The sequence below is a fragment of the Bacillus tianshenii genome (assembly GCA_020524525.2).
In the GTDB taxonomy this organism is placed as follows: Bacteria; Bacillota; Bacilli; order Bacillales; family Bacillaceae_N; genus Bacillus_AV.
Genome location: CP129018.1, coordinates 3,781,803 through 3,799,648 on the forward strand (window position 1 = coordinate 3,781,803; position 17,846 = coordinate 3,799,648).

19 protein-coding genes, 2 pseudogenes and 1 riboswitch are annotated in these 17,846 nt (G+C 40.2%); of the genes and pseudogenes, 13 read left to right on the plus strand and 8 right to left on the minus strand.

The window, feature by feature from the left end; all coding sequences use genetic code 11:
- Nucleotides 1-42 precede the first annotated feature (42 nt).
- The 3 genes from LC040_19155 to LC040_19165 all read right to left on the minus strand — a co-directional run bounded on the left by LC040_19155 (nucleotide 43) and on the right by LC040_19165 (nucleotide 1,953).
- On the minus strand, nucleotides 43-162 hold the full coding sequence (locus LC040_19155) for a YfhE family protein (protein WLR51251.1): 120 nt from the start codon (nucleotides 160-162) through the stop codon (nucleotides 43-45).
- Between the two features lie 70 nt (nucleotides 163-232).
- Nucleotides 233-790: a GNAT family N-acetyltransferase gene (locus LC040_19160; protein ID WLR51252.1), complete on the minus strand. Its 558-nt coding sequence runs from the start codon at nucleotides 788-790 to the stop codon at nucleotides 233-235.
- A gap of 266 nt (nucleotides 791-1,056) precedes the next feature.
- On the minus strand, nucleotides 1,057-1,953 hold the full coding sequence (locus tag LC040_19165) for a TIGR01777 family oxidoreductase (GenBank protein WLR51253.1): 897 nt from the start codon (nucleotides 1,951-1,953) through the stop codon (nucleotides 1,057-1,059).
- 153 nt (nucleotides 1,954-2,106) lie between these two features.
- Here LC040_19165 and recX point away from each other — a divergent pair, with 153 nt between their 5' ends.
- From recX to LC040_19180, 3 genes are all read left to right on the plus strand, one after another.
- Nucleotides 2,107-2,907 carry a recombination regulator RecX gene (recX, locus tag LC040_19170; protein ID WLR51254.1) on the plus strand — a complete coding sequence of 267 codons (801 nt, stop codon included), beginning with the start codon at nucleotides 2,107-2,109 and terminating at the stop codon, nucleotides 2,905-2,907.
- A gap of 214 nt (nucleotides 2,908-3,121) precedes the next feature.
- The gene (locus tag LC040_19175) at nucleotides 3,122-4,774 is read left to right on the plus strand and encodes an L-lactate permease (GenBank protein ID WLR51255.1); all 1,653 of its coding nucleotides are present in this window, start codon (nucleotides 3,122-3,124) and stop codon (nucleotides 4,772-4,774) included.
- Between the two features lie 115 nt (nucleotides 4,775-4,889).
- The gene (locus LC040_19180; protein WLR51256.1) at nucleotides 4,890-5,213 is read left to right on the plus strand and encodes a YfhH family protein; all 324 of its coding nucleotides are present in this window, start codon (nucleotides 4,890-4,892) and stop codon (nucleotides 5,211-5,213) included.
- A 45-nt stretch (nucleotides 5,214-5,258) separates the two neighbouring features.
- Here the strand turns inward: LC040_19180 and LC040_19185 are convergent, their stop codons facing one another.
- Complete coding sequence (locus LC040_19185) at nucleotides 5,259-5,429, minus strand: YpzG family protein (GenBank protein ID WLR51257.1); 171 nt, start codon at nucleotides 5,427-5,429, stop codon at nucleotides 5,259-5,261.
- A gap of 24 nt (nucleotides 5,430-5,453) precedes the next feature.
- Nucleotides 5,454-5,612 (minus strand): small, acid-soluble spore protein K, encoded by a 159-nt coding sequence (sspK, locus tag LC040_19190; GenBank protein ID WLR51258.1) that lies wholly within the window; start codon nucleotides 5,610-5,612, stop codon nucleotides 5,454-5,456.
- Between the two features lie 129 nt (nucleotides 5,613-5,741).
- Here sspK and LC040_19195 point away from each other — a divergent pair, with 129 nt between their 5' ends.
- The gene (locus tag LC040_19195) at nucleotides 5,742-6,008 is read left to right on the plus strand and encodes a YfhJ family protein (protein WLR51259.1); all 267 of its coding nucleotides are present in this window, start codon (nucleotides 5,742-5,744) and stop codon (nucleotides 6,006-6,008) included.
- 87 nt (nucleotides 6,009-6,095) lie between these two features.
- Here the strand turns inward: LC040_19195 and LC040_19200 are convergent, their stop codons facing one another.
- Nucleotides 6,096-7,079 carry a metal-dependent hydrolase gene (locus LC040_19200; protein WLR51260.1) on the minus strand — a complete coding sequence of 328 codons (984 nt, stop codon included), beginning with the start codon at nucleotides 7,077-7,079 and terminating at the stop codon, nucleotides 6,096-6,098.
- A gap of 121 nt (nucleotides 7,080-7,200) precedes the next feature.
- Here LC040_19200 and LC040_19205 point away from each other — a divergent pair, with 121 nt between their 5' ends.
- On the plus strand, nucleotides 7,201-7,527 hold the full coding sequence (locus tag LC040_19205; GenBank protein ID WLR51261.1) for a hypothetical protein: 327 nt from the start codon (nucleotides 7,201-7,203) through the stop codon (nucleotides 7,525-7,527).
- 39 nt (nucleotides 7,528-7,566) lie between these two features.
- Nucleotides 7,567-8,661, plus strand: a complete 1,095-nt coding sequence (gene mutY / locus LC040_19210; GenBank protein WLR51262.1) for an A/G-specific adenine glycosylase — start codon at nucleotides 7,567-7,569, stop codon at nucleotides 8,659-8,661.
- 32 nt (nucleotides 8,662-8,693) lie between these two features.
- Here mutY and LC040_19215 read toward each other — a convergent pair whose 3' ends face one another.
- Nucleotides 8,694-8,918, minus strand: a complete 225-nt coding sequence (locus LC040_19215) for a hypothetical protein (GenBank protein WLR51263.1) — start codon at nucleotides 8,916-8,918, stop codon at nucleotides 8,694-8,696.
- Between the two features lie 144 nt (nucleotides 8,919-9,062).
- On the opposite strand from LC040_19215, the gene LC040_19220 reads away from it, so the two are divergent.
- On the plus strand, nucleotides 9,063-9,299 hold the full coding sequence (locus LC040_19220; GenBank protein WLR51264.1) for a gamma-type small acid-soluble spore protein: 237 nt from the start codon (nucleotides 9,063-9,065) through the stop codon (nucleotides 9,297-9,299).
- Nucleotides 9,300-9,352: 53 nt separating this feature from the next.
- On the opposite strand, the gene LC040_19225 is transcribed toward LC040_19220, so the two are convergent.
- Nucleotides 9,353-9,919 carry an ECF transporter S component gene (locus tag LC040_19225; GenBank protein WLR53349.1) on the minus strand — a complete coding sequence of 189 codons (567 nt, stop codon included), beginning with the start codon at nucleotides 9,917-9,919 and terminating at the stop codon, nucleotides 9,353-9,355.
- A 174-nt stretch (nucleotides 9,920-10,093) separates the two neighbouring features.
- Nucleotides 10,094-10,239: riboswitch (FMN riboswitch) on the minus strand.
- A gap of 208 nt (nucleotides 10,240-10,447) precedes the next feature.
- On the opposite strand from LC040_19225, the gene LC040_19230 reads away from it, so the two are divergent.
- From LC040_19230 to LC040_19255, 6 genes and pseudogenes are all read left to right on the plus strand, one after another.
- Nucleotides 10,448-10,978 carry a DUF402 domain-containing protein gene (locus LC040_19230; protein ID WLR51265.1) on the plus strand — a complete coding sequence of 177 codons (531 nt, stop codon included), beginning with the start codon at nucleotides 10,448-10,450 and terminating at the stop codon, nucleotides 10,976-10,978.
- A gap of 63 nt (nucleotides 10,979-11,041) precedes the next feature.
- A pseudogene (locus tag LC040_19235) lies at nucleotides 11,042-12,803 on the plus strand (ABC transporter ATP-binding protein).
- Between the two features lie 290 nt (nucleotides 12,804-13,093).
- Nucleotides 13,094-14,090, plus strand: a pseudogene (locus LC040_19240) (ABC transporter ATP-binding protein).
- On the plus strand, nucleotides 14,087-15,070 hold the full coding sequence (locus tag LC040_19245; protein ID WLR51266.1) for a dipeptide ABC transporter ATP-binding protein: 984 nt from the start codon (nucleotides 14,087-14,089) through the stop codon (nucleotides 15,068-15,070). The pseudogene LC040_19240 and the gene LC040_19245 overlap by 4 nt, the downstream one beginning before the upstream one ends.
- Nucleotides 15,071-15,106: 36 nt before the next feature.
- Nucleotides 15,107-16,741 carry an ABC transporter substrate-binding protein gene (locus LC040_19250; GenBank protein WLR51267.1) on the plus strand — a complete coding sequence of 545 codons (1,635 nt, stop codon included), beginning with the start codon at nucleotides 15,107-15,109 and terminating at the stop codon, nucleotides 16,739-16,741.
- An 80-nt stretch (nucleotides 16,742-16,821) separates the two neighbouring features.
- The gene (locus LC040_19255) at nucleotides 16,822-17,826 is read left to right on the plus strand and encodes an ABC transporter permease (protein WLR51268.1); all 1,005 of its coding nucleotides are present in this window, start codon (nucleotides 16,822-16,824) and stop codon (nucleotides 17,824-17,826) included.
- The last annotated feature ends 20 nt before the right edge of the window (nucleotides 17,827-17,846 follow it).

Below are 17,846 nucleotides of genomic sequence, written 5' to 3' on the forward strand. Positions count from 1 at the left end.
CCCACAACTTGTGAGCATCCCTTTTATTTTTTGAAGTGTAGATTATCGATTTAAATAGCCGCCGGCACGGTCAGCTGATTTAAATTCCTTGGAATAGAGAACTTCTTGTGTTTTCGATAATGAGCGCTTTCGTTCACGATCGCTTCTACTTTTGCTTTTCATCGTTATCCCTCACTTTGCTAAGGTTTTGTAACATTCTTTCCTTAGTTGGCGGGGAATATACTGATGATCATTAAGCTTCCATTGCTTCAGTGAATGGTTCAACTGGCATTTCGCGTCGTGTATGAAGGGTATATAAGTCCTTGTGAATACAAAGAAGATGATATTTGAATTCACCTTGGTTAATTTGTTCAAATACATTTGGGTAAAGCTCATCGGCAATTGACACATAAGGCAGTTTTTTTGCAGCATGAAAAGACCGGTCATTTGTTGTACGGATTTTCATGAAAATGGTTTCAATTTCGTTTTCGAAGAATAATTCATTGAAGAACGTGTCTTTTGCAGGTTTATTATAGCCTTTTCCATGAAAAGGTTTTCCGATCCATGTGCCTAGAAAGCCTGCATTGTCTTCAATATCAAACAAGTTAATTGTTCCGATTGGGTTCCCCCATTCGTCAAGAATCGTTCTAGAGATTAATTCACCTTGGTCTTCGGCTTCGATCATTTGCTTTGTCAAAAATAGAAATTCTTCATAAGAAGAAGCTTTATGACGTACAAAAGGGAAGACTTCAGGGTGCACCATCAATTCAAAAAGTTGCTCACATTCTACTAAGTCACGTTTTTTAAGCATGCCATTTTCCCTCCATGTTCATTGAGGGCGCAGTCCACACGGGTAGTGCCACCCTCGAATTTTTCATATCAAATTACGGTATAAAAAATTCGGGGTGGGAATCGAACCCACTAGGACCAGCTGACATAACTGGTGGCGCACCATTTGCCTTCCCTTACTTCTATAGCAGTATATAATTTTCAAAAATAAATAGCAGAGCAAAATAAATTTACATGAATTTCAGCCATTTGTAAATCACTTTTTTATAAAATTATTCTAGAAATTTTTTACTGTTGATAAAGGTCTACAAGAGCTGGATAAAGTGTCTCAAATTCAAACTTATAACCATGGCGCAAAGCCTTGTCAGGAAGCACCTTTTGTCCTTCTAATACAAGCTCACTCATTTCGCCGAGTACAGTTTTTAGAGCGAAGGAAGGAGCAGGTAGCCAATGTGGTCTGTGGAGAACTTCTGCCAATATTTTGCCAAACTCATTCATGGGGTGAGGGTTCGGTGCTGTGACGTTAAGTGGACCATTAAGTTCCGGCTGATGAAGGGCAAAGTCAATCATACGGACAACATCATTAATATGAACCCATGACATCCATTGTTGTCCGGTACCAAGCTTGCCGCCTGCGAATAATTGATAAGGTAAGGCAATTCGGGGCAGGGCACCTTCATCCTTATCTAAGATAATTCCAAAGCGGGCGTAGACGACCCGAACACCAAATTCCTGTGCTTTCGCTGCTTCTTCTTCCCATAGTCTTGTCGTCTCAGCGAGAAAGCCAGATCCGGCTGGGTCGCCTTCTGTAAATGTTTGATCAAGGGAGTTACCGTAATATCCTACAGCTGAAGCGTTTATTAATACGCTTGGCTTCATTGCTTTCACAATTTCTAATACAGCGCGAGTAGCCTGGATTCTGCTTTCTTTAATTTCTTTCTTAGTTTGTTCAGTCCAGCGATTGTTGATTGATTTTCCAGCAAGGTTAATGACTGCATCTAATGTAGGAATTGTAGCAGTTGGATTGGCGTCTTTACTTAACCAGCCAACATATTTTATGCATTCGGTGTTCTTGTGTGATTGTGGGTTTCGGGTAAGAATATATAGTGTATGGCCTTGTTTCTCTAAGTGTGATGTTAAGTAGCTTCCAACAAAACCTGTTCCGCCTGTAATAGCAATATGCATCGCGCACTCACTCCAACTTTTTTTAAGTTAACTATACAATGAAAAATACAAAGGGAAAAATTTGAATGTAGTATTTTAATACCCGAAAGTTAATCACTTTAACCAGTTGGATGTGTTACTTATAATGTATGCAAAGGTGGGGGGAATTAGTTAATGAAAATTACAAAGATTACTGCTCAAAAAAAGAATGAAAATCGGCTTAATCTATTTATTGATGATGGGTCTGGTGAAAGGTATGGATTCAGTCTTGATATGGACGTCTTTGCAAAGTATCAATTGAAAAAAGGAATGGAAATTGACGAAGTTGTCATACAAGAGCTACTTCATGAAGACCAAATAAAAAAAGCCTTCAGCCTTGCCCTAAATTACTTGTCTTATCGCATGCGCTCCACAAAGGAAATCAAAGAATACTTAGCAGGGAAAGAAATTGATGAAGGTGTCATAGAATCAGTTATTGAACGTCTTAATACTTATAAATATATCAATGATCTAGAGTTTGCAAAGGCGTTCGTGCGCACAAAGAAGCGGGCGACTGTTAAAGGCCCAATGCTTCTTCAACGTGAGCTACAAGAAAAAGGGATAACAGGAAGAAATGCAGACGCTGGTTTGGCAGAATATTCGTTTGGAGAGCAGGTTGATGTTGCTACACAATTTGCAAAGAAGAAGCAAAAACAATATAAGAAAGAGTCTGCAGTTCAAGCAGAACAAAAAATAAAGCAAGCACTTATGCAAAAAGGCTTCTCATTTGATGTCATTAATGAAGCCGTCTCTGAGCTTCAGTTAAATGGGGAAAGTGCTGAATGGGAGGCTTTGAGGCATCAAGCTGAGAAAGCAGAACGTAAATATCGCAAATATGAGGGCAGAGAGTTTGATCTTAAGGTAAAACAGTACCTTTACCGTCGAGGTTTTTCGATGGAACAAATTAATAAATGGCTGAATCATCGTTTCGAATAAAAGTATCAATTGTCCTCCCCGGGTACAGAAATCAAAACATGAAGGCTTTATACCAAATAACATAAGATTGTTAATTTTAGCACTTCTTTATAGCCATTGAAGGGTTTGTTTTTTTCTTGTATGCTTTTAAGGGTTTAAAATCTTGCTGTTAAAGGGAAATATTTCTTCTGTGAAATCGCTTTAGTACCAAATTTTATTAAAGAGAGTGATTGATATGAGCTTCTTAGAGTTATTGACGAGCTCCATGCCGATTCTTGCTGTATTTGTTTTTTTGGTTATTTTACGTCTTCCGGCAACTAAAGCCATGCCGTTAAGCTTAATTGTTAGTGCGGTACTCGCTTTTCTTGTCTGGAAAGTGCCTTTTATTCAAATTGCAGCAGCTTCACTTGAAGGTGTTGTTGTAGCAGGAACAATCTTATGGATTGTTTTTGGTGCAATTCTTTTATTGAATACCTTGAAGATGAGCGGAGCAATGGATTCGATCCGTAACGGCTTCTTAGGGATTACGCCCGACCGGAGGGTGCAGTTAATTATTATTGCTTGGCTATTTGGTTCGTTTATTGAAGGTGCAGCAGGGTTTGGAACACCAGCTGCGATTGGGGCGCCATTACTTGTTGCACTTGGTTTTCCTCCATTGGCAGCGGTTGTGCTAACGTTGATTGCAGACAGTAGCCCTGTTTCTTTCGGAGCGGTTGGAACACCAATTATTGTTGGAGTTGATCAAGGCCTACGTCAGGGAGCATCAATTGCTCCACAAGTAGAAAGTGTGTTAGGAAAAGACGGTATGCCAGATTATTTGCAAGCGGTAGCGGTTCAGGCTATGCAGATAGATCTGATCATCGGAACATTTATCCCCTTAATCTTGGTAACGATGTTAACTCGTTTCTTTGGTGAAAATCGTTCATGGACAGAAGGGTTGAAAGTTTGGAAATTCGCTATTTTTGCAGGGCTTAGCTTTACTTTACCAGCAATGCTTGTAGCAGGTTTTCTAGGTCCAGAGTTTCCTTCAATTATCGGAGGACTTGTTGGTTTGTCAGTGGTTGTGCCTGCAGCGAAACGCGGCTTTCTTCTTCCGAAAGAAACGTGGGATTTCAAGCAGGTTCAAGATGAGGTTTCTATTAAGAAGGAAGATGTTGCTGGAAAACAGCTTTCACTTAAGCGTGCTTGGGTTCCGTACATTTTAGTAGCCATTTTCTTAGTATTAACTCGTTTGAATGTTCTACCGTTAAAAGCAATGCTTCGTGATGTGAAGATAACGTGGACTGAAATACTTGGGACCAACATTTCAACAGCATTTGAACCGTTGTATTTACCGGGGACGGTGTTTGTTGTGGTCGTTATTATGACTATCTTTATTCATAAAATGAATGCCGCAGAAGTGAAAGAAGCATTTGGCACCTCTTTAAAAACACTAGTAGGGAGTGCGATTGCATTAGGTACAGCAGTTCCAATGGTTCGTATCTTTATTAATTCAGGTATAAATAGTGCAGATTTGTTAAGTATGCCAATGGAGCTCGCAATTCTAGTATCTGAGCTTGTTGGGGATAAGTGGTCATTTGTAGCGCCATTTATCGGTTCACTTGGTTCTTTCATTTCTGGAAGTGCGACATTTAGTAATATGATGTTCTCACTGTTCCAATTTAGTGTAGCAGATCAGATTCAAGCTTCACCAGAAGTTATTCTTGCTCTTCAAGTCCTTGGGGCAAACGCAGGAAATATGGTATGTGTACTTAACGTTGTAGCAGCAGCCTCTGTTGTTGGCCTGCTAGGGAAAGAAGGAAATATTATTCGCTTTACAATAGGGCCGATGATTTACTACGCATTATCTGCAGGAATTATTGGTTCCATCATTTTAGCGTTTATGTAGTAGATGCATATTAAGCCGTATCAGTTGATTGTTTAGCTGAGCGGCTTTTTGTTGTTTATATGGCATTTCTTTTCTATACTGAAATGAGAAGATTTCAAGCTAGGGGGTTAAGGTGATGGAAAGACGATTTAGTGAAATGTCCAAACACGAATTAAACCAAGAAATAGGCAGGTTACATGAAAAAGCCCGTAAAGCTGAACAACTCGGTATTGTGAATGAGTTTGCTGTGTATGAGCGAAAAATTGCCATGGCGAAAGCATATTTACTTAATCCTGATGATTTCAAGCCAGGTGAAGTGTATGAAATTGAGCAGGACCCTGGTTCAAAGTTCAAAATTAATTATATGAATGGCATCTTTGCCTGGGGCTATCGAGTTGGTGACAAAGAACAAGAAGAAGCAATTCCAATTTCTTTATTAAAGAAACCAGAGAAAGAGTAATCATTTCTCTGGTTCTTCGTATGTCAGCCACGGTAGGCTAGTGGGCTAAGAGCGTTTACGTGTTTGTACTTCAAGAATAAGGTTGTGCTGCCCTTTTTGCGTTTCACCATTCACTTGTTGAAAGGCATGCTTTGGGTTGGCACGTGGTGATTGGAAAGGGTTGGCATATATGTTTTCGAAATATTTTTTGCGGTTTTGGCTGTAATTTTCGTTCACAATAAGCCCTCCTTAAGGTTGGTGTTAACCTTGCTCACCGAATTCTTGGTTCGAACGGCGCATTCTTTGTTGAGGATTTGTGTTTATTGTACCGTTTGCACGTTTTGAAGCATATTCCGCTTTCGCCCGTGGTTCGCCATTTAACGAAATTCGTGGAGGAAAGCCTTGCTCTTTGTTTCGCATCTGTTTCGCCCCTTTCATAACGTGTCCAAACTGCTTGTCAACTTGAACACTTACTTATAATATGAAGGTGCATCAGTGAAACTATACGTTGTATATCGCGTGAGTTATTACCAAGGAGTGAATTGCAAGATGGAAGAGATTTATGAGCAATTAACAGAAGAATTGTTACATGTGAACAGATCATTATCATATGAAAAAGCCCGAACATGGGTAGAAATTCTCTGGGAAGACTTTGAAAGCACTCGTGCAAAGGGTGGTTGGAAATATAAAGGACAAGAAATGACTGAACGAATTGTTCGTCAATGGATTGTAAACTATGGACCACGGTTACATGAATTTGTCGCAACAAATCCGAAATATAAGCATTTACTAGACGATAATGGTCTAATCCATTGAAAAAAATCAGCTTCCACATAAACGGAAGCTGATTTTTTGTGTGGAGGCTCCAGCAATCAGCCGCCAAACAGCCCACCTCCGCTTTTCTTATGCATCGGGGGCTATTTGGAGTTTTTTCATTAGTTTTTCTTCGCTGAAGATCCAGCCGGTGTAGGAGCTGACGATGTTAAGGTCTTGGTCGAGCTGGACGACTGCGACGAATGGGTAATAGCCTTTGCTTCGGTAGCGTAAGTCAATGAAACGAACCTCATAATGGTCATTGTATTCGTCTACTTCCCAGCGGTAGACAGGTGAAAATGAAAGGAATGCGGATAGATTATCGTCTTTTTTCGCTTCGTGAATTAGTGGGATATTTGGAACTGGAACTTTGTCGTAAATATCAAGGACTCGGATATCGTCTTTAACTGCTTTTGCTACATAAAATGCATCTGGACTTTCGATTGCTAAATGCCAATAATTAAACCTTACTGTAGGCGAGGTGATCACTCTTGTTGCATCAGGTATTCTTTGCTTGACTGCTTTTACCACACGATGCTTTGCATACCAGCGAAGAAGGTAATAGCCAAACAATATGAGATAAATCACAATAAATGTATAGCCTGGGTGTCCGCCAAACCGCCAAATAATAAAACCTGCAATGTGAATAAAGAAAATGAACGGATCAAACGTATTGATAATCCCAAGAGCTACCCACCTGTGCGAAAAAGGTCGAATAGCCTGAGTTCCATAAGCGTTGAAAATGTCGACGAAAACATGCAGGAATACAGCAAGGAATGTCCAAATCCATAGGTGCAAAAGGTTTACATCTGGTGAGACTGCATAAATAGCTCCAGTGATTAATAACGGCCACAGCAGAACTGCAGGAATTGAATGTGTAACGCCTCTATGGTTGCGAATATACTTCGCGTTATTTTTTAATTTTAATACGGTATCGAAATCTGGTGCCTGTTGACCAATCATTGTCCCGAGCATAATGCTATTTAATGTTTCGGGATGTGAGGCTGCGATAGGGTCTAATGTCGCTAATCCTCCTAAGGCAGCTCCGATAACAAGATGAGTTCCTGTATCCATTCATTCAAGCCTCCTTAAATGGACTTGAAGTCGTTTAGTTTTATTTTACCATATGACTACGAGCTTAATTAAATATTTTGCAAAGCCATTTCATTATCCTTATTAATTAGGAGGAAACAGTATGAGCAAATCCTTAATGGTTTTTATTGAATATGATGTCAGAAAAGAAGCGGTTTTTCAATATAAAAGGGTTATGCAAGAGATTTTCGAAAAAGCTAACGAGCTTGATGCAAGAAAAATCGATTGGTATTCGGATGAAAGTGAACAAAATCGTTATCACGAAGTATACGAAGTGCCTACACATTCCCACTACTATGCTTTTAGACGTTTTCGGACAATGAAAAACCACCCAGTATTTGGTGAATTGTTTTCTTGCTTGAATAATGAAAAAGAAGGGGTTGATTGTTGGGCAGTTCAAAGCCGTGTTCGATCATCGGTTATGTTATGATGAATAGGTAATCGATAACTGCAACATGGAGGAAGCAAAGTGACCGAGAAGACAACAGAACAGTGGATTCGTGACTTTCACATTAAGCAATTTCAAAATGATTTAATTGATTGGTTTCAAGCAGAGCAACGTGATTTGCCATGGCGTCATAACCAAACTCCCTATAAAGTTTGGATTTCAGAAGTCATGCTTCAGCAAACACGTGTTGATACAGTGATTCCGTATTTTAAAAACTTTCTCGAGCTTTTTCCAACAATCGAAGCGCTGGCAGAAGCTGAAGAGGAAAAAGTTCTAAAAGCATGGGAAGGGCTTGGCTATTACTCCCGTGCCCGTAATCTTCATACAGCTGTGAAAGAGGTAAATGAAAAATATAATGGCGATGTTCCGAATGATCCGAAAGCGTTCGGTGAGCTAAAAGGTGTTGGTCCGTATACAAAAGGTGCTGTCTTAAGCATTGCATATGGAAATCCTCAACCGGCAGTAGATGGAAATGTGATGCGTGTACTTTCCAGGGTGTTTTCAGTGTGGGAGGATATTGCGAAGCCAAAAACGCGAAAGCAATTTGAAGAACTTGTGCGTAAAATTATTGCCTCAGAGAATGCATCTGATTTTAATCAAGGTTTAATGGAGCTTGGTGCTTTAATTTGTACTCCGAAATCCCCCTCATGTTTATTATGCCCAGTCCAATCCCATTGCCGAGCTTTTCATGAAGGGGTAGAAGACCAGCTTCCTGTTAAGAGTCGAAAGAAGCCCCCAAAACCGTTGGTTATGACCGCTGTCATTTTACGAAATGAAGAAGGGAAGGTTTTGGTTCGTCGACGTCCATCTAAAGGTTTACTTGCAAACCTTTGGGAATTTCCTAATCATGAAATGAAGTCCGGTAAATTGACACAAGAAAAACAATTAAAGGATTATATAAAAGATGAATATGGAATTGATGTTGAATTACAACAACATGTTCTTAACATTAAGCATGTCTTTTCACATATAGTCTGGAATATAGCTGTGTATGAAGCCGAGACAACAGAGGTAGTAGAGGAAGCGGATGGCTTAATGTTTGTACAACCTGAAGAACTAAGGGACTATCCATTCCCTGTATCACATCAAAAAATAATTGATTATATTTTAAAATGACTAAAAAACCGGACAGTATTTGTCCGGCTTTTTTAGTCATAGGTGACACGTGTTCCGTTTGTCCATGTTGCTTCATGTCGCTTTAATCCACCACGGGCTTCGATTTCTTCAATAATTTCTCGATGAATTGTAGAACCCTCCATATTTAAGTAAGGCATAATTTGCTGCAGTGCATGGTGGAAATATTCCAGTTCGCTATCCTTCCAGTCTTTCTTTGATATCATTGATAATTCGGTCATATCTCTGCCGACATACATTTTCTCAACCCTCCTAATTACCGTCATTATTTGTATTTTGTTCGAAAGCAGATGCTCCTATCCAAATGGTAAAATTATGTATTTTGATATTGTTGGATAAGAACGTGAATGCGGGGTTACATTATAGACGCGGAGGTGATAATCATGGCTCAAAACAATCAACAACAGCCAAACCAAACGACTTCTGGTACAAACGTGCAGCATGTTAAACAACAAAACGCTCAATCTGCACAAGCTCAACAACAAGCTGCTCAACAACAGCAACAGCAGCAATATGGTATGAGCACTCAAACTGACGTACAACACGTTAAACAACAAAACGCTCAATCTGAGCAACGTAAGCGACAAGCTTCTACACAAGCTCAGAACCAACAACAATAACACATAAAAACGCGCCTTTTCTAATTATAGAAAGGCGCGTTTTTCAATTTATTCTATGCTGCAAGGGAATTTTGTTGTTTTTCAATCCAAGGCTTCAATTTCATATAGAGAGGCATAAATAATGCCATAATTGCAATTCCTTTAATGACGTTAAATGGCATAATCCCTGCTGTAACAGCTGCAAATTTAACTTCTGCACTCATCGCTTCATATCCTAAGAACCAAGTGTAAGCAGGTAACAGTAGGTAGTAATTTAATACGCCCATTAAAACCGTCATGCTTGCTGTTCCGACTAAACATCCACCGATAAGTGAGCGTTTCGTCTTCAGTTGGTGATAGATGAAGCTGACTGGAACAATGAACAGAACGCCTGAAATAAAGTTGGCTACTTCACCGACAGGAACACCACTTCCATATGCCATGTAGTAAAGTAAATTCTTTAAGCCTTCAACAATAATGCCTGCAAGTGGGCTGAAAATAATTGCTGCAATTAGTGCAGGAATCTCGCTAAAGTCGAGCTTCAAATATGGTGGAAGCCCTGGAATCGGAAAGTTGAGAAGCATCAAAACAAACGAAAGGCTTCCCAGTAATGAAAGTGATACAAGCTTACGTGTAGACATACGGTTAGTACTCATTCTACATACCCCTTTTTTCTCCAGATATTTATCGGTTCCATCCGGTAGAATGAGCAGGCGCTCAACATGTGTACAAATAAAAAACCTTAGCCTATAAGGGACTAAGGGATTATGAATGTACGACAAACTAAAGGGTCTAAAGAACCCTACTGTGAACGCCGCCATCTTCTCCCATCCAGACTATACTGTCGGTCCCGGATTCTCACCAGGTCCACCGCCTGCAAGCTATGCAGTCGGGTCACGGACTTTGAAACAATTGTTTCATCACCGCCGGTCGGGATTTTCACCCTGCCCCGAAGATGGATCGATATGTGATTATGCTTTAATTATACATGACTTATGTAGGAAAACAAGGATTTCGCTTAAAAAATGGAAATTGAGAGAGGTCAGTATTAAAAAAATAGACGAATCTACTGAGATTATGCAGTTTTGTTTTAAAAAGTACATGGAACCGTTATAATAATAAGAAAATGGAATTGGCACGCCTTTGTAGGTATAGGAAGGGAGATATTGATGAATGTCCCTAATTCGGGAAAGACAATCGAGATTCAAAGCTATAAGCATAGCGGTTCACTTCACCGCGTCTGGAAGGAAACAACCATACTAAAAGGTACTTCACAAATTGCAATAGGAGGGAACGATAAGACAGAAGTAAAGGAATCGGACGGAAGAAGTTGGATTACGCGTGAGCCGGCGATTTGCTATTTTCACGCGGAATGTTGGTTTAATGTAATTGGCATGCTGAGGCAGGATGGTATTTATTATTACTGCAATTTAAGCTCACCTTTTACATGGGATGAAGGTATGTTAAAGTATATTGATTATGATTTGGATGTGAAGGTTTTTCCGGATATGACATACATCATCTTAGATGAAGATGAATATGCTCTTCATAAAGAAGAAATGGATTATCCAGAAGCAATTGATGAGATCCTTCAACGAAACATGCAAACATTGATTCACTGGATTCATCAACGGAAAGGGCCTTTTGCGCCCGGGTTTGTTGATGACTGGTATGAATATTTTTTAACATTTCGAAGTTAAGATAAAGCCTGTAGCCTACAGGTTTTATTTTCTTTTAGAGAGAAGAAAGGCAGGTGATGACTTCTGAGCAGTACAAAGCGATATATGCAGTTTGTGCGGCCTTATCGCAAACAAATTATTGTAACTGTGTTTATTGGTTTAATTAAGTTTGGGATCCCGCTTTTAATGCCGTTAATTTTGAAATATGTAGTGGATGATATTATTAACGGTTCAGGGCTGACGTTTGATGAAAAAATGAACAAGCTATATGTCATTATGGGCGGCGCGTTTGTCGTCTTTTTAATTGTACGTCCTCCTGTTGAATACTTTCGACAATACTATGCTCAGTGGACAGGAAATAAAATTCTCTATGATATAAGAGAACAACTCTTCGACCATATTCAAAAGCTGAGTTTGAAATATTATGCCAACACGAAGGTCGGAGAAATTATTTCGCGAGTGATTCATGATGTCGAACAGACGAAATCCTTCGTTATTACTGGTTTGATGAATATTTGGCTTGATACTGCGACAATTTTTATTGCCATTGCCATTATGATGACACTTGATGTGAAATTAACGATTGCATCGATTATTTTGTTTCCTCTTTACGGATTTTCAGTTAAGTATTTTTATGGGAAGCTTCGGGCACTCACTCGTAGACGATCTCAATCATTAGCACAAGTGCAAGGTCACTTGCATGAACGTGTGCAAGGTGTGCCGGTTACGAGAAGCTTTGCGTTGGAGGAATATGAGCAAAGGCAATTTACAAAGCAAAACCGCAACTTCCTTGATAGAGCGCTGGAGCATACGAGCTGGAATGCGAAAACATTCGCAGTCGTCAATACAATTACGGATATTGCCCCATTAATCGTTATTGCATTTGCGGCGTATGAGGTGTTGCAGGGGGTCACTGTCTGTCGGGTCAATGCTAGCTTTTGTGACGTATATGGATCGTCTCTATAATCCATTACGTCGTCTTGTGAATTCATCGACAACATTAACCCAGGCGATCGCTTCGATGGATCGTGTGTTTGAATTTATGGATGAAAAATACGACATTGTCGACAAAGCAGATGCAAAAGAATTAAAGGATGTACAAGGACATTTTAACTTCAACCATGTGTCTTTCAAATATAACGACAATGAATCTCCTGTGCTGCATGACCTGAACTTGCAGGTTGAACAAGGAGAAACAATTGCTTTCGTCGGGATGAGTGGCGGAGGAAAGTCAACGCTTATTAGTCTGATTCCTCGCTTTTATGATGTAACAGACGGAAGGATTTTGCTGGATGGGACAGATATTCGTGATTACAAAGCACGTTCCCTTCGAGATAAGATAGGCATGGTATTGCAGGACAATATTTTATTTAGTGAATCTGTAAAAATGAATATCTTAATGGGAAATCCGGAAGCGACAGATGAAGAGGTTGTGCAAGCAGCGAAAGCGGCAAATGCACATGACTTCATCATGAATCTTCCCGAAGGCTACGATACAAAGGTTGGTGAGCGGGGGGTTAAGCTTTCAGGTGGTCAGAAACAGCGTGTTGCAATTGCACGTGTCTTTTTGAAGAATCCTCCTGTTCTTATTTTGGATGAAGCGACTTCTGCTCTTGACTTAGAAAGTGAACACCTGATTCAAGAAGCGCTTGAACACCTTGCGAAAGAACGAACGACATTTGTTGTGGCGCATCGTCTGGCTACAATTACCCACGCAGATCGCATTGTTCTTATGCAGGATGGTCAAATAAAAGAAGTTGGAACACATGAAGAGCTAATGCTGAAACGTGGCGGCTATTACGATTTATTCCGTGTACAACAGTTAGAAGATCCAGTAGGAAAATAAATGCAGAACACCCGAGTATTTAGGGTGTTTTTTTATTATTTTATAAAAGTAAAATAATTGAAAAATATGTACAATTAATATTTTGTTTACTACTTTTAAGTGCTAAAGAGCTATCTGGAACATTCGTTTTTTCGTGTTAATCGAGAGAAAATTATGTTGAAAAAGAATTTTCTTAAAATTTTATATTGTAAAACATTTTTGTTAATGGCATAATAAAAAAAGATTACAAAAAACGACATAAATTATCCATTGACAACTGGTTGGTTGATAGGTTGAGAGGATGAGAGTTTGTGAGTGAAAGTCCAGTTTTAGATGTAAAAGGGTTACGTACTACATTTTTTACAGATGATGGAGAAGTCCCAGCCGTTGATGAGGTCGATTTTCACATCAACAAAGGTGAAATACTTGGAATTGTAGGAGAATCTGGGTGTGGGAAGAGTGTAACTTCCTTATCCGTAATGGGCCTTGTACCTAGCCCGCCTGGGAAGATTGTAGGCGGAGAGATTTTATTTAAAGGCGAGGATTTAACGAAGGCGACGGAAAAAAGAATGCGTCAAATTCGTGGTAATGATATAGCGATGATTTTCCAAGAGCCGATGACGTCATTGAATCCGGTGTTCACCATTGGGGATCAATTAGTTGAGGCAATTCGTTTACATAATAAGTGGAACAAGAAGAAGGCACGTGAACGAGCAATTGAAATGCTAAAGTTAGTAGGCCTGCCACGTGTAGAAGCCCTAATTGATGAATATCCGCATCAGCTTTCAGGGGGGGATGCGCCAGCGTGTCATGATTGCCATGGCGATGGTTTGTGACCCGAAAGTGTTGATTGCAGATGAGCCGACAACTGCCTTGGATGTAACCATTCAAGCACAAATCCTAGATTTAATGAAACGTTTAAATAATGATTTGAACACAGCGATTATGATGATTACCCATGACCTTGGAGTTGTAGCAGAGGTATGTCAACGTATCGTCGTGATGTATTCAGGTAAAGTTGTGGAAGAGGCTGACGTGAATACAATCTTTAAGGATCCGAAGCATCCATATACGGTTGGGTTGATAAAATCTGTGCCAGATATGAGAGCGAAAACGGAGCGTCTCTATTCCATTCCCGGAAATGTCCCGAAGCCGGGATCCATTAAGAAAGGTTGCCGCTTTGCTGCACGTTGTCAGCATGCGTTTGACCGTTGTTATGAGGAAACGCCTGACCTATATACAGTCAGTGATGGACATCGAGTTCGTTGTTTCCTGCATGAGGAACAGCAGGAAGGTGTGAGTTCATGAGTGAAGTATTATTGAAAGTTGATAATCTTAAGAAGCATTTTCCGATTACAGGTGGCGTCCTTCAACGTCAAATAGGACAAGTTAAAGCTGTTGACGGGCTTTCTTTCACCGTTAATAAGGGAGAAACACTTGGGATAGTTGGAGAGTCAGGCTGTGGAAAGTCAACAACAGGACGCTTGTTGCTTCGGTTGCTTGAGCCAACTGAAGGTTCTATTTCCTTTGATAATCAAGAAATAACAGACCTTTCGTCTTCCGAAATGCGCAAGATGAGACGTGAAATGCAAATGGTCTTCCAAGATCCGTTTGCATCGCTTAATCCGCGTCACACAGTTGAACGCATTTTAGAAGAACCGCTTATCGTTCACGGCATGGGAAATGCGAAGGAACGAAAGAAAAAGGTACGTGAGTTATTAGAAGTAGTTGGATTGAGCAGTTATCATGCAAAGCGTTACCCGCACCAATTTAGTGGTGGTCAGCGTCAACGTGTTGGAATTGCTCGCGCATTAATGACACGTCCAAAATTAATTATCGCAGATGAGCCTGTGTCAGCACTTGATGTGTCGATCCAGTCACAGGTGTTGAATTTGCTAGAGGATTTACAGAAGGAATTTAACCTTACATATATTTTCATCGCCCATGATTTAGGGGTAGTGAGACATATTAGTGACAGGGTGGCTGTTATGTACCTTGGTAGAATGGTAGAGTTGGCCGACAGTGAAGATTTGTACAGTAAGCCGATGCATCCATATACACAAGCATTATTATCAGCTGTACCAATTCCTGACCCTGAGTATCAACAAGAAAGAGAGTATTTAACTGGCGATATTCCGAGTCCAGCGAATCCGCCGCAAGGGTGTGCATTCCATACCCGTTGCAGCCAATGCATGGATATTTGTAAAACAGAACGACCGGAATTTCGAGAACTTGAAGATGGGCACTATGTTGCTTGTCACCTTTATAACGATGAAGGCGGCAAATAACATAAGCATAAATACCTAATATTTAGGAGGGGAAGTATGAAGAAAAGGGGTTTATTGATTTCGTTTGTCATGATGCTACTTCTTTCAGTAGCACTTGTCGGCTGTTCCTCGAAAGAATCTGGAGGAGAAAGCCAAGAACCTGCTGAAAACAAAGATAACGAAGAAGCATCAGGTGGAGAAAAAGTACTTGTTTTTGGTCGTGGTGGCGACTCGGTTGGACTTGATCCAATTACAGTAACTGATGGTGAGTCTTTCAAGGTTACAAAACAAATTTTTGACACACTGATTGATTATGGTGAGCAGGATACAACTATTCAGCCTGGTCTAGCAACTGAATGGAAGGTTTCTGAAGATGGTCTTAAGTATACGCTTACACTACGTGAAGGCGTTAAATTCCATGACGGCACTGATTTCAATGCAGATGCTGTTGTTGCAAACTTCGAACGCTGGATGAATGGTTCAGCTGAAAAGTTCCCGTACTATGTTTCAATGTTTGGTGGCTTCAAAGGTGACGAAGGTCATGTTATTCAAGATGTGAAAGCAGTTGATCCAACAACAGTTGAATTCACATTGAAGCGCCCACAAGCACCATTCTTGAAAAACCTTGCAATGGTTCCATTTGGAATTGCAAGCCCAACTGCATTTGAAAAAGATGGCGATAAGTTTACTGAAAATCCAGTAGGTACTGGGCCATTCAAGTTTGTTGAGTGGAAACGTAATGACCGTATTATTGTTGAAAAGAATGAAGAATATTGGATGGATGGATATCCAAAGCTTGACCGTGTAATCTATCAAGCAATCCCAGATAACTCAGCACGTCTTAATGCACTTGTAACAGGCGAAGTAGACATTGTTGATGGACTAAATCCTAGTGACAATGAAACAATTAAGTCAAATGAAGACCTACAAGAGTTCCTTCGTCCTTCAATGAACGTTGGGTACCTAGGTCTTACAATGAAAGATCCGAATTCACCGTTAGCGAACAAGAAAGTTCGTCAAGCATTGAACCACGCTGTTGATAAGCAAGGTATCATTGATGCATTCTATTCAGGTCTTGCTGAACCAGCGAAAAACCCAATGCCACCTTCAATCCAAGGGTATAACGATGAAATCGAGCCATATGAGTATGACTTAGATAAAGCCAAGAGCCTTCTTGCTGAAGCAGGCTATCCTGATGGCTTCAAGATGGAGCTATGGGCAATGCCAGTTCCACGTCCATATATGCCAGACGGACGTAAAACTGCAGAAGTTATGCAAGCAAGCTTTGCACAAATTGGTGTAGAAGCTGAAATCGTATCTTACGAGTGGGCAACATACCTAGAAAAAGCTCGTAATGGTGAAGCTGATGCATTCTTACTTGGTTGGACAGGTGACAATGGTGATGCTGATAACTTCTTATACGCATTACTTGATAAAGATGCTATTGGAAGCAACAACTATTCATACTACAGCAGTGACGAATTACATGATGTATTAATTGAAGCACAATCTAATCCTGACCCTGAAAAGCGTAAAGAATTGTATAAGAAAGCTCAAGAGATTATCCATGAGGACGCTCCTTGGGTACCGATTGTACATTCAACACCTTTACTAGCAGGTAAGTCAAATGTAGAAGGTTTTGTTCCACATCCAACAGGAACAGACAAGTTAACGAAGGTTGACTTAAAATAATTTTGATATTTTGAAAAGTGGGGGAGTGCTGCACTCCCCTTTACTATGAAAATTATAAGCAGAAACAGAGGTGTTTCAGCATGTTTGCATATACAATTCGAAGGCTTCTTATGCTTATCCCCGTACTTATTGGGATGTCCTTAATTGTTTTCTTCCTTATCCGTGCCATCCCGGGCGACCCTGCACAGGTGATTCTTGGGCAACAGGCTACAAAAGAAGCAGTTGCGGCCTTGAATCAGAAGCTCGGCCTCGATCAACCATGGTATATCCAATATGTCGAATATGTAAAAGGACTTTTAACTGGAAATCTAGGAGATTCCATCCGAACGAACTCACCAATTAGTGAGGAAATTTGGCCGTATCTAGCAGCAACAATTGAGCTTTCCATTATTGCGATGGCAATAGCTATTTTTGTTGGTGTGAATGCAGGTATTATTAGTGCTTGGTTCCAGAACTCATGGTTTGACTATGGGGCAATGGTATTTGCATTAGTAGGTGTTTCAATGCCAATTTTCTGGCTTGGTCTAATGGAGCAATGGATCTTTGCAATTGAGCTTGACTGGCTACCATCGACAGGACGCGAATCTGTTCGTAACCCAGTCAATGCAGTCACACATTTTTATCTTGTCGATACGCTCATAAATGGGAATGTAGGTCAATTTAAAGAAGTATTTCAGCACTTAATTCTTCCTGGAATTGCGCTTGGTACGATTCCGATGGCAATTATCGCACGTATCACGCGTTCTAGCATGCTTGAAGTAATGCGTTCTGATTATATCCGTACAGCTCGTGCAAAAGGAATGAGCATGTTCTGGGTTGTTTATAAGCACTCTTTGAAAAATGCAGTTATCCCTGTTTTAACAGTTATCGGTCTACAAATGGGCCTTCTTCTTGGTGGAGCCATTTTAACAGAAACAATTTTCGGTTGGCCTGGTATTGGTCGTTACATCTATGATGCAATTGGATATCGTGACTATCCGGTAATTCAGTCAGGTATTCTTATTGTGGCGACGATCTTCGTATTAATTAATCTAGTTGTCGATCTTCTGTATGCAGCAGTCGATCCGCGTATTAAATACAATTAATGATTGTTCTGTGAAAGGGA

What these genes read in the sequence shown, in the direction of transcription:
- LC040_19215 (WLR51263.1), bottom strand. Translation starts at nt 8,918, where the DNA reads ATGTATGTCGGCAGAGATATGACCGAATTATCAATGATATCAAAGAAA.
- LC040_19255 (WLR51268.1), top strand. Translation starts at nt 16,822, where the DNA reads ATGTTTGCATATACAATTCGAAGGCTTCTTATGCTTATCCCCGTACTT.
- LC040_19165 (WLR51253.1), bottom strand. Translation starts at nt 1,953, where the DNA reads ATGCATATTGCTATTACAGGCGGAACAGGTTTTGTTGGAAGCTACTTA.
- sspK (WLR51258.1), bottom strand. Translation starts at nt 5,612, where the DNA reads ATGCGAAACAAAGAGCAAGGCTTTCCTCCACGAATTTCGTTAAATGGC.
- recX (WLR51254.1), top strand. Translation starts at nt 2,107, where the DNA reads ATGAAAATTACAAAGATTACTGCTCAAAAAAAGAATGAAAATCGGCTT.
- LC040_19195 (WLR51259.1), top strand. Translation starts at nt 5,742, where the DNA reads ATGGAAGAGATTTATGAGCAATTAACAGAAGAATTGTTACATGTGAAC.
- LC040_19245 (WLR51266.1), top strand. Translation starts at nt 14,087, where the DNA reads ATGAGTGAAGTATTATTGAAAGTTGATAATCTTAAGAAGCATTTTCCG.
- LC040_19205 (WLR51261.1), top strand. Translation starts at nt 7,201, where the DNA reads ATGAGCAAATCCTTAATGGTTTTTATTGAATATGATGTCAGAAAAGAA.
- LC040_19200 (WLR51260.1), bottom strand. Translation starts at nt 7,079, where the DNA reads ATGGATACAGGAACTCATCTTGTTATCGGAGCTGCCTTAGGAGGATTA.
- LC040_19220 (WLR51264.1), top strand. Translation starts at nt 9,063, where the DNA reads ATGGCTCAAAACAATCAACAACAGCCAAACCAAACGACTTCTGGTACA.
- LC040_19180 (WLR51256.1), top strand. Translation starts at nt 4,890, where the DNA reads ATGGAAAGACGATTTAGTGAAATGTCCAAACACGAATTAAACCAAGAA.
- LC040_19160 (WLR51252.1), bottom strand. Translation starts at nt 790, where the DNA reads ATGCTTAAAAAACGTGACTTAGTAGAATGTGAGCAACTTTTTGAATTG.
- LC040_19175 (WLR51255.1), top strand. Translation starts at nt 3,122, where the DNA reads ATGAGCTTCTTAGAGTTATTGACGAGCTCCATGCCGATTCTTGCTGTA.
- LC040_19225 (WLR53349.1), bottom strand. Translation starts at nt 9,919, where the DNA reads ATGTCTACACGTAAGCTTGTATCACTTTCATTACTGGGAAGCCTTTCG.
- LC040_19155 (WLR51251.1), bottom strand. Translation starts at nt 162, where the DNA reads ATGAAAAGCAAAAGTAGAAGCGATCGTGAACGAAAGCGCTCATTATCG.
- LC040_19230 (WLR51265.1), top strand. Translation starts at nt 10,448, where the DNA reads ATGAATGTCCCTAATTCGGGAAAGACAATCGAGATTCAAAGCTATAAG.
- LC040_19250 (WLR51267.1), top strand. Translation starts at nt 15,107, where the DNA reads ATGAAGAAAAGGGGTTTATTGATTTCGTTTGTCATGATGCTACTTCTT.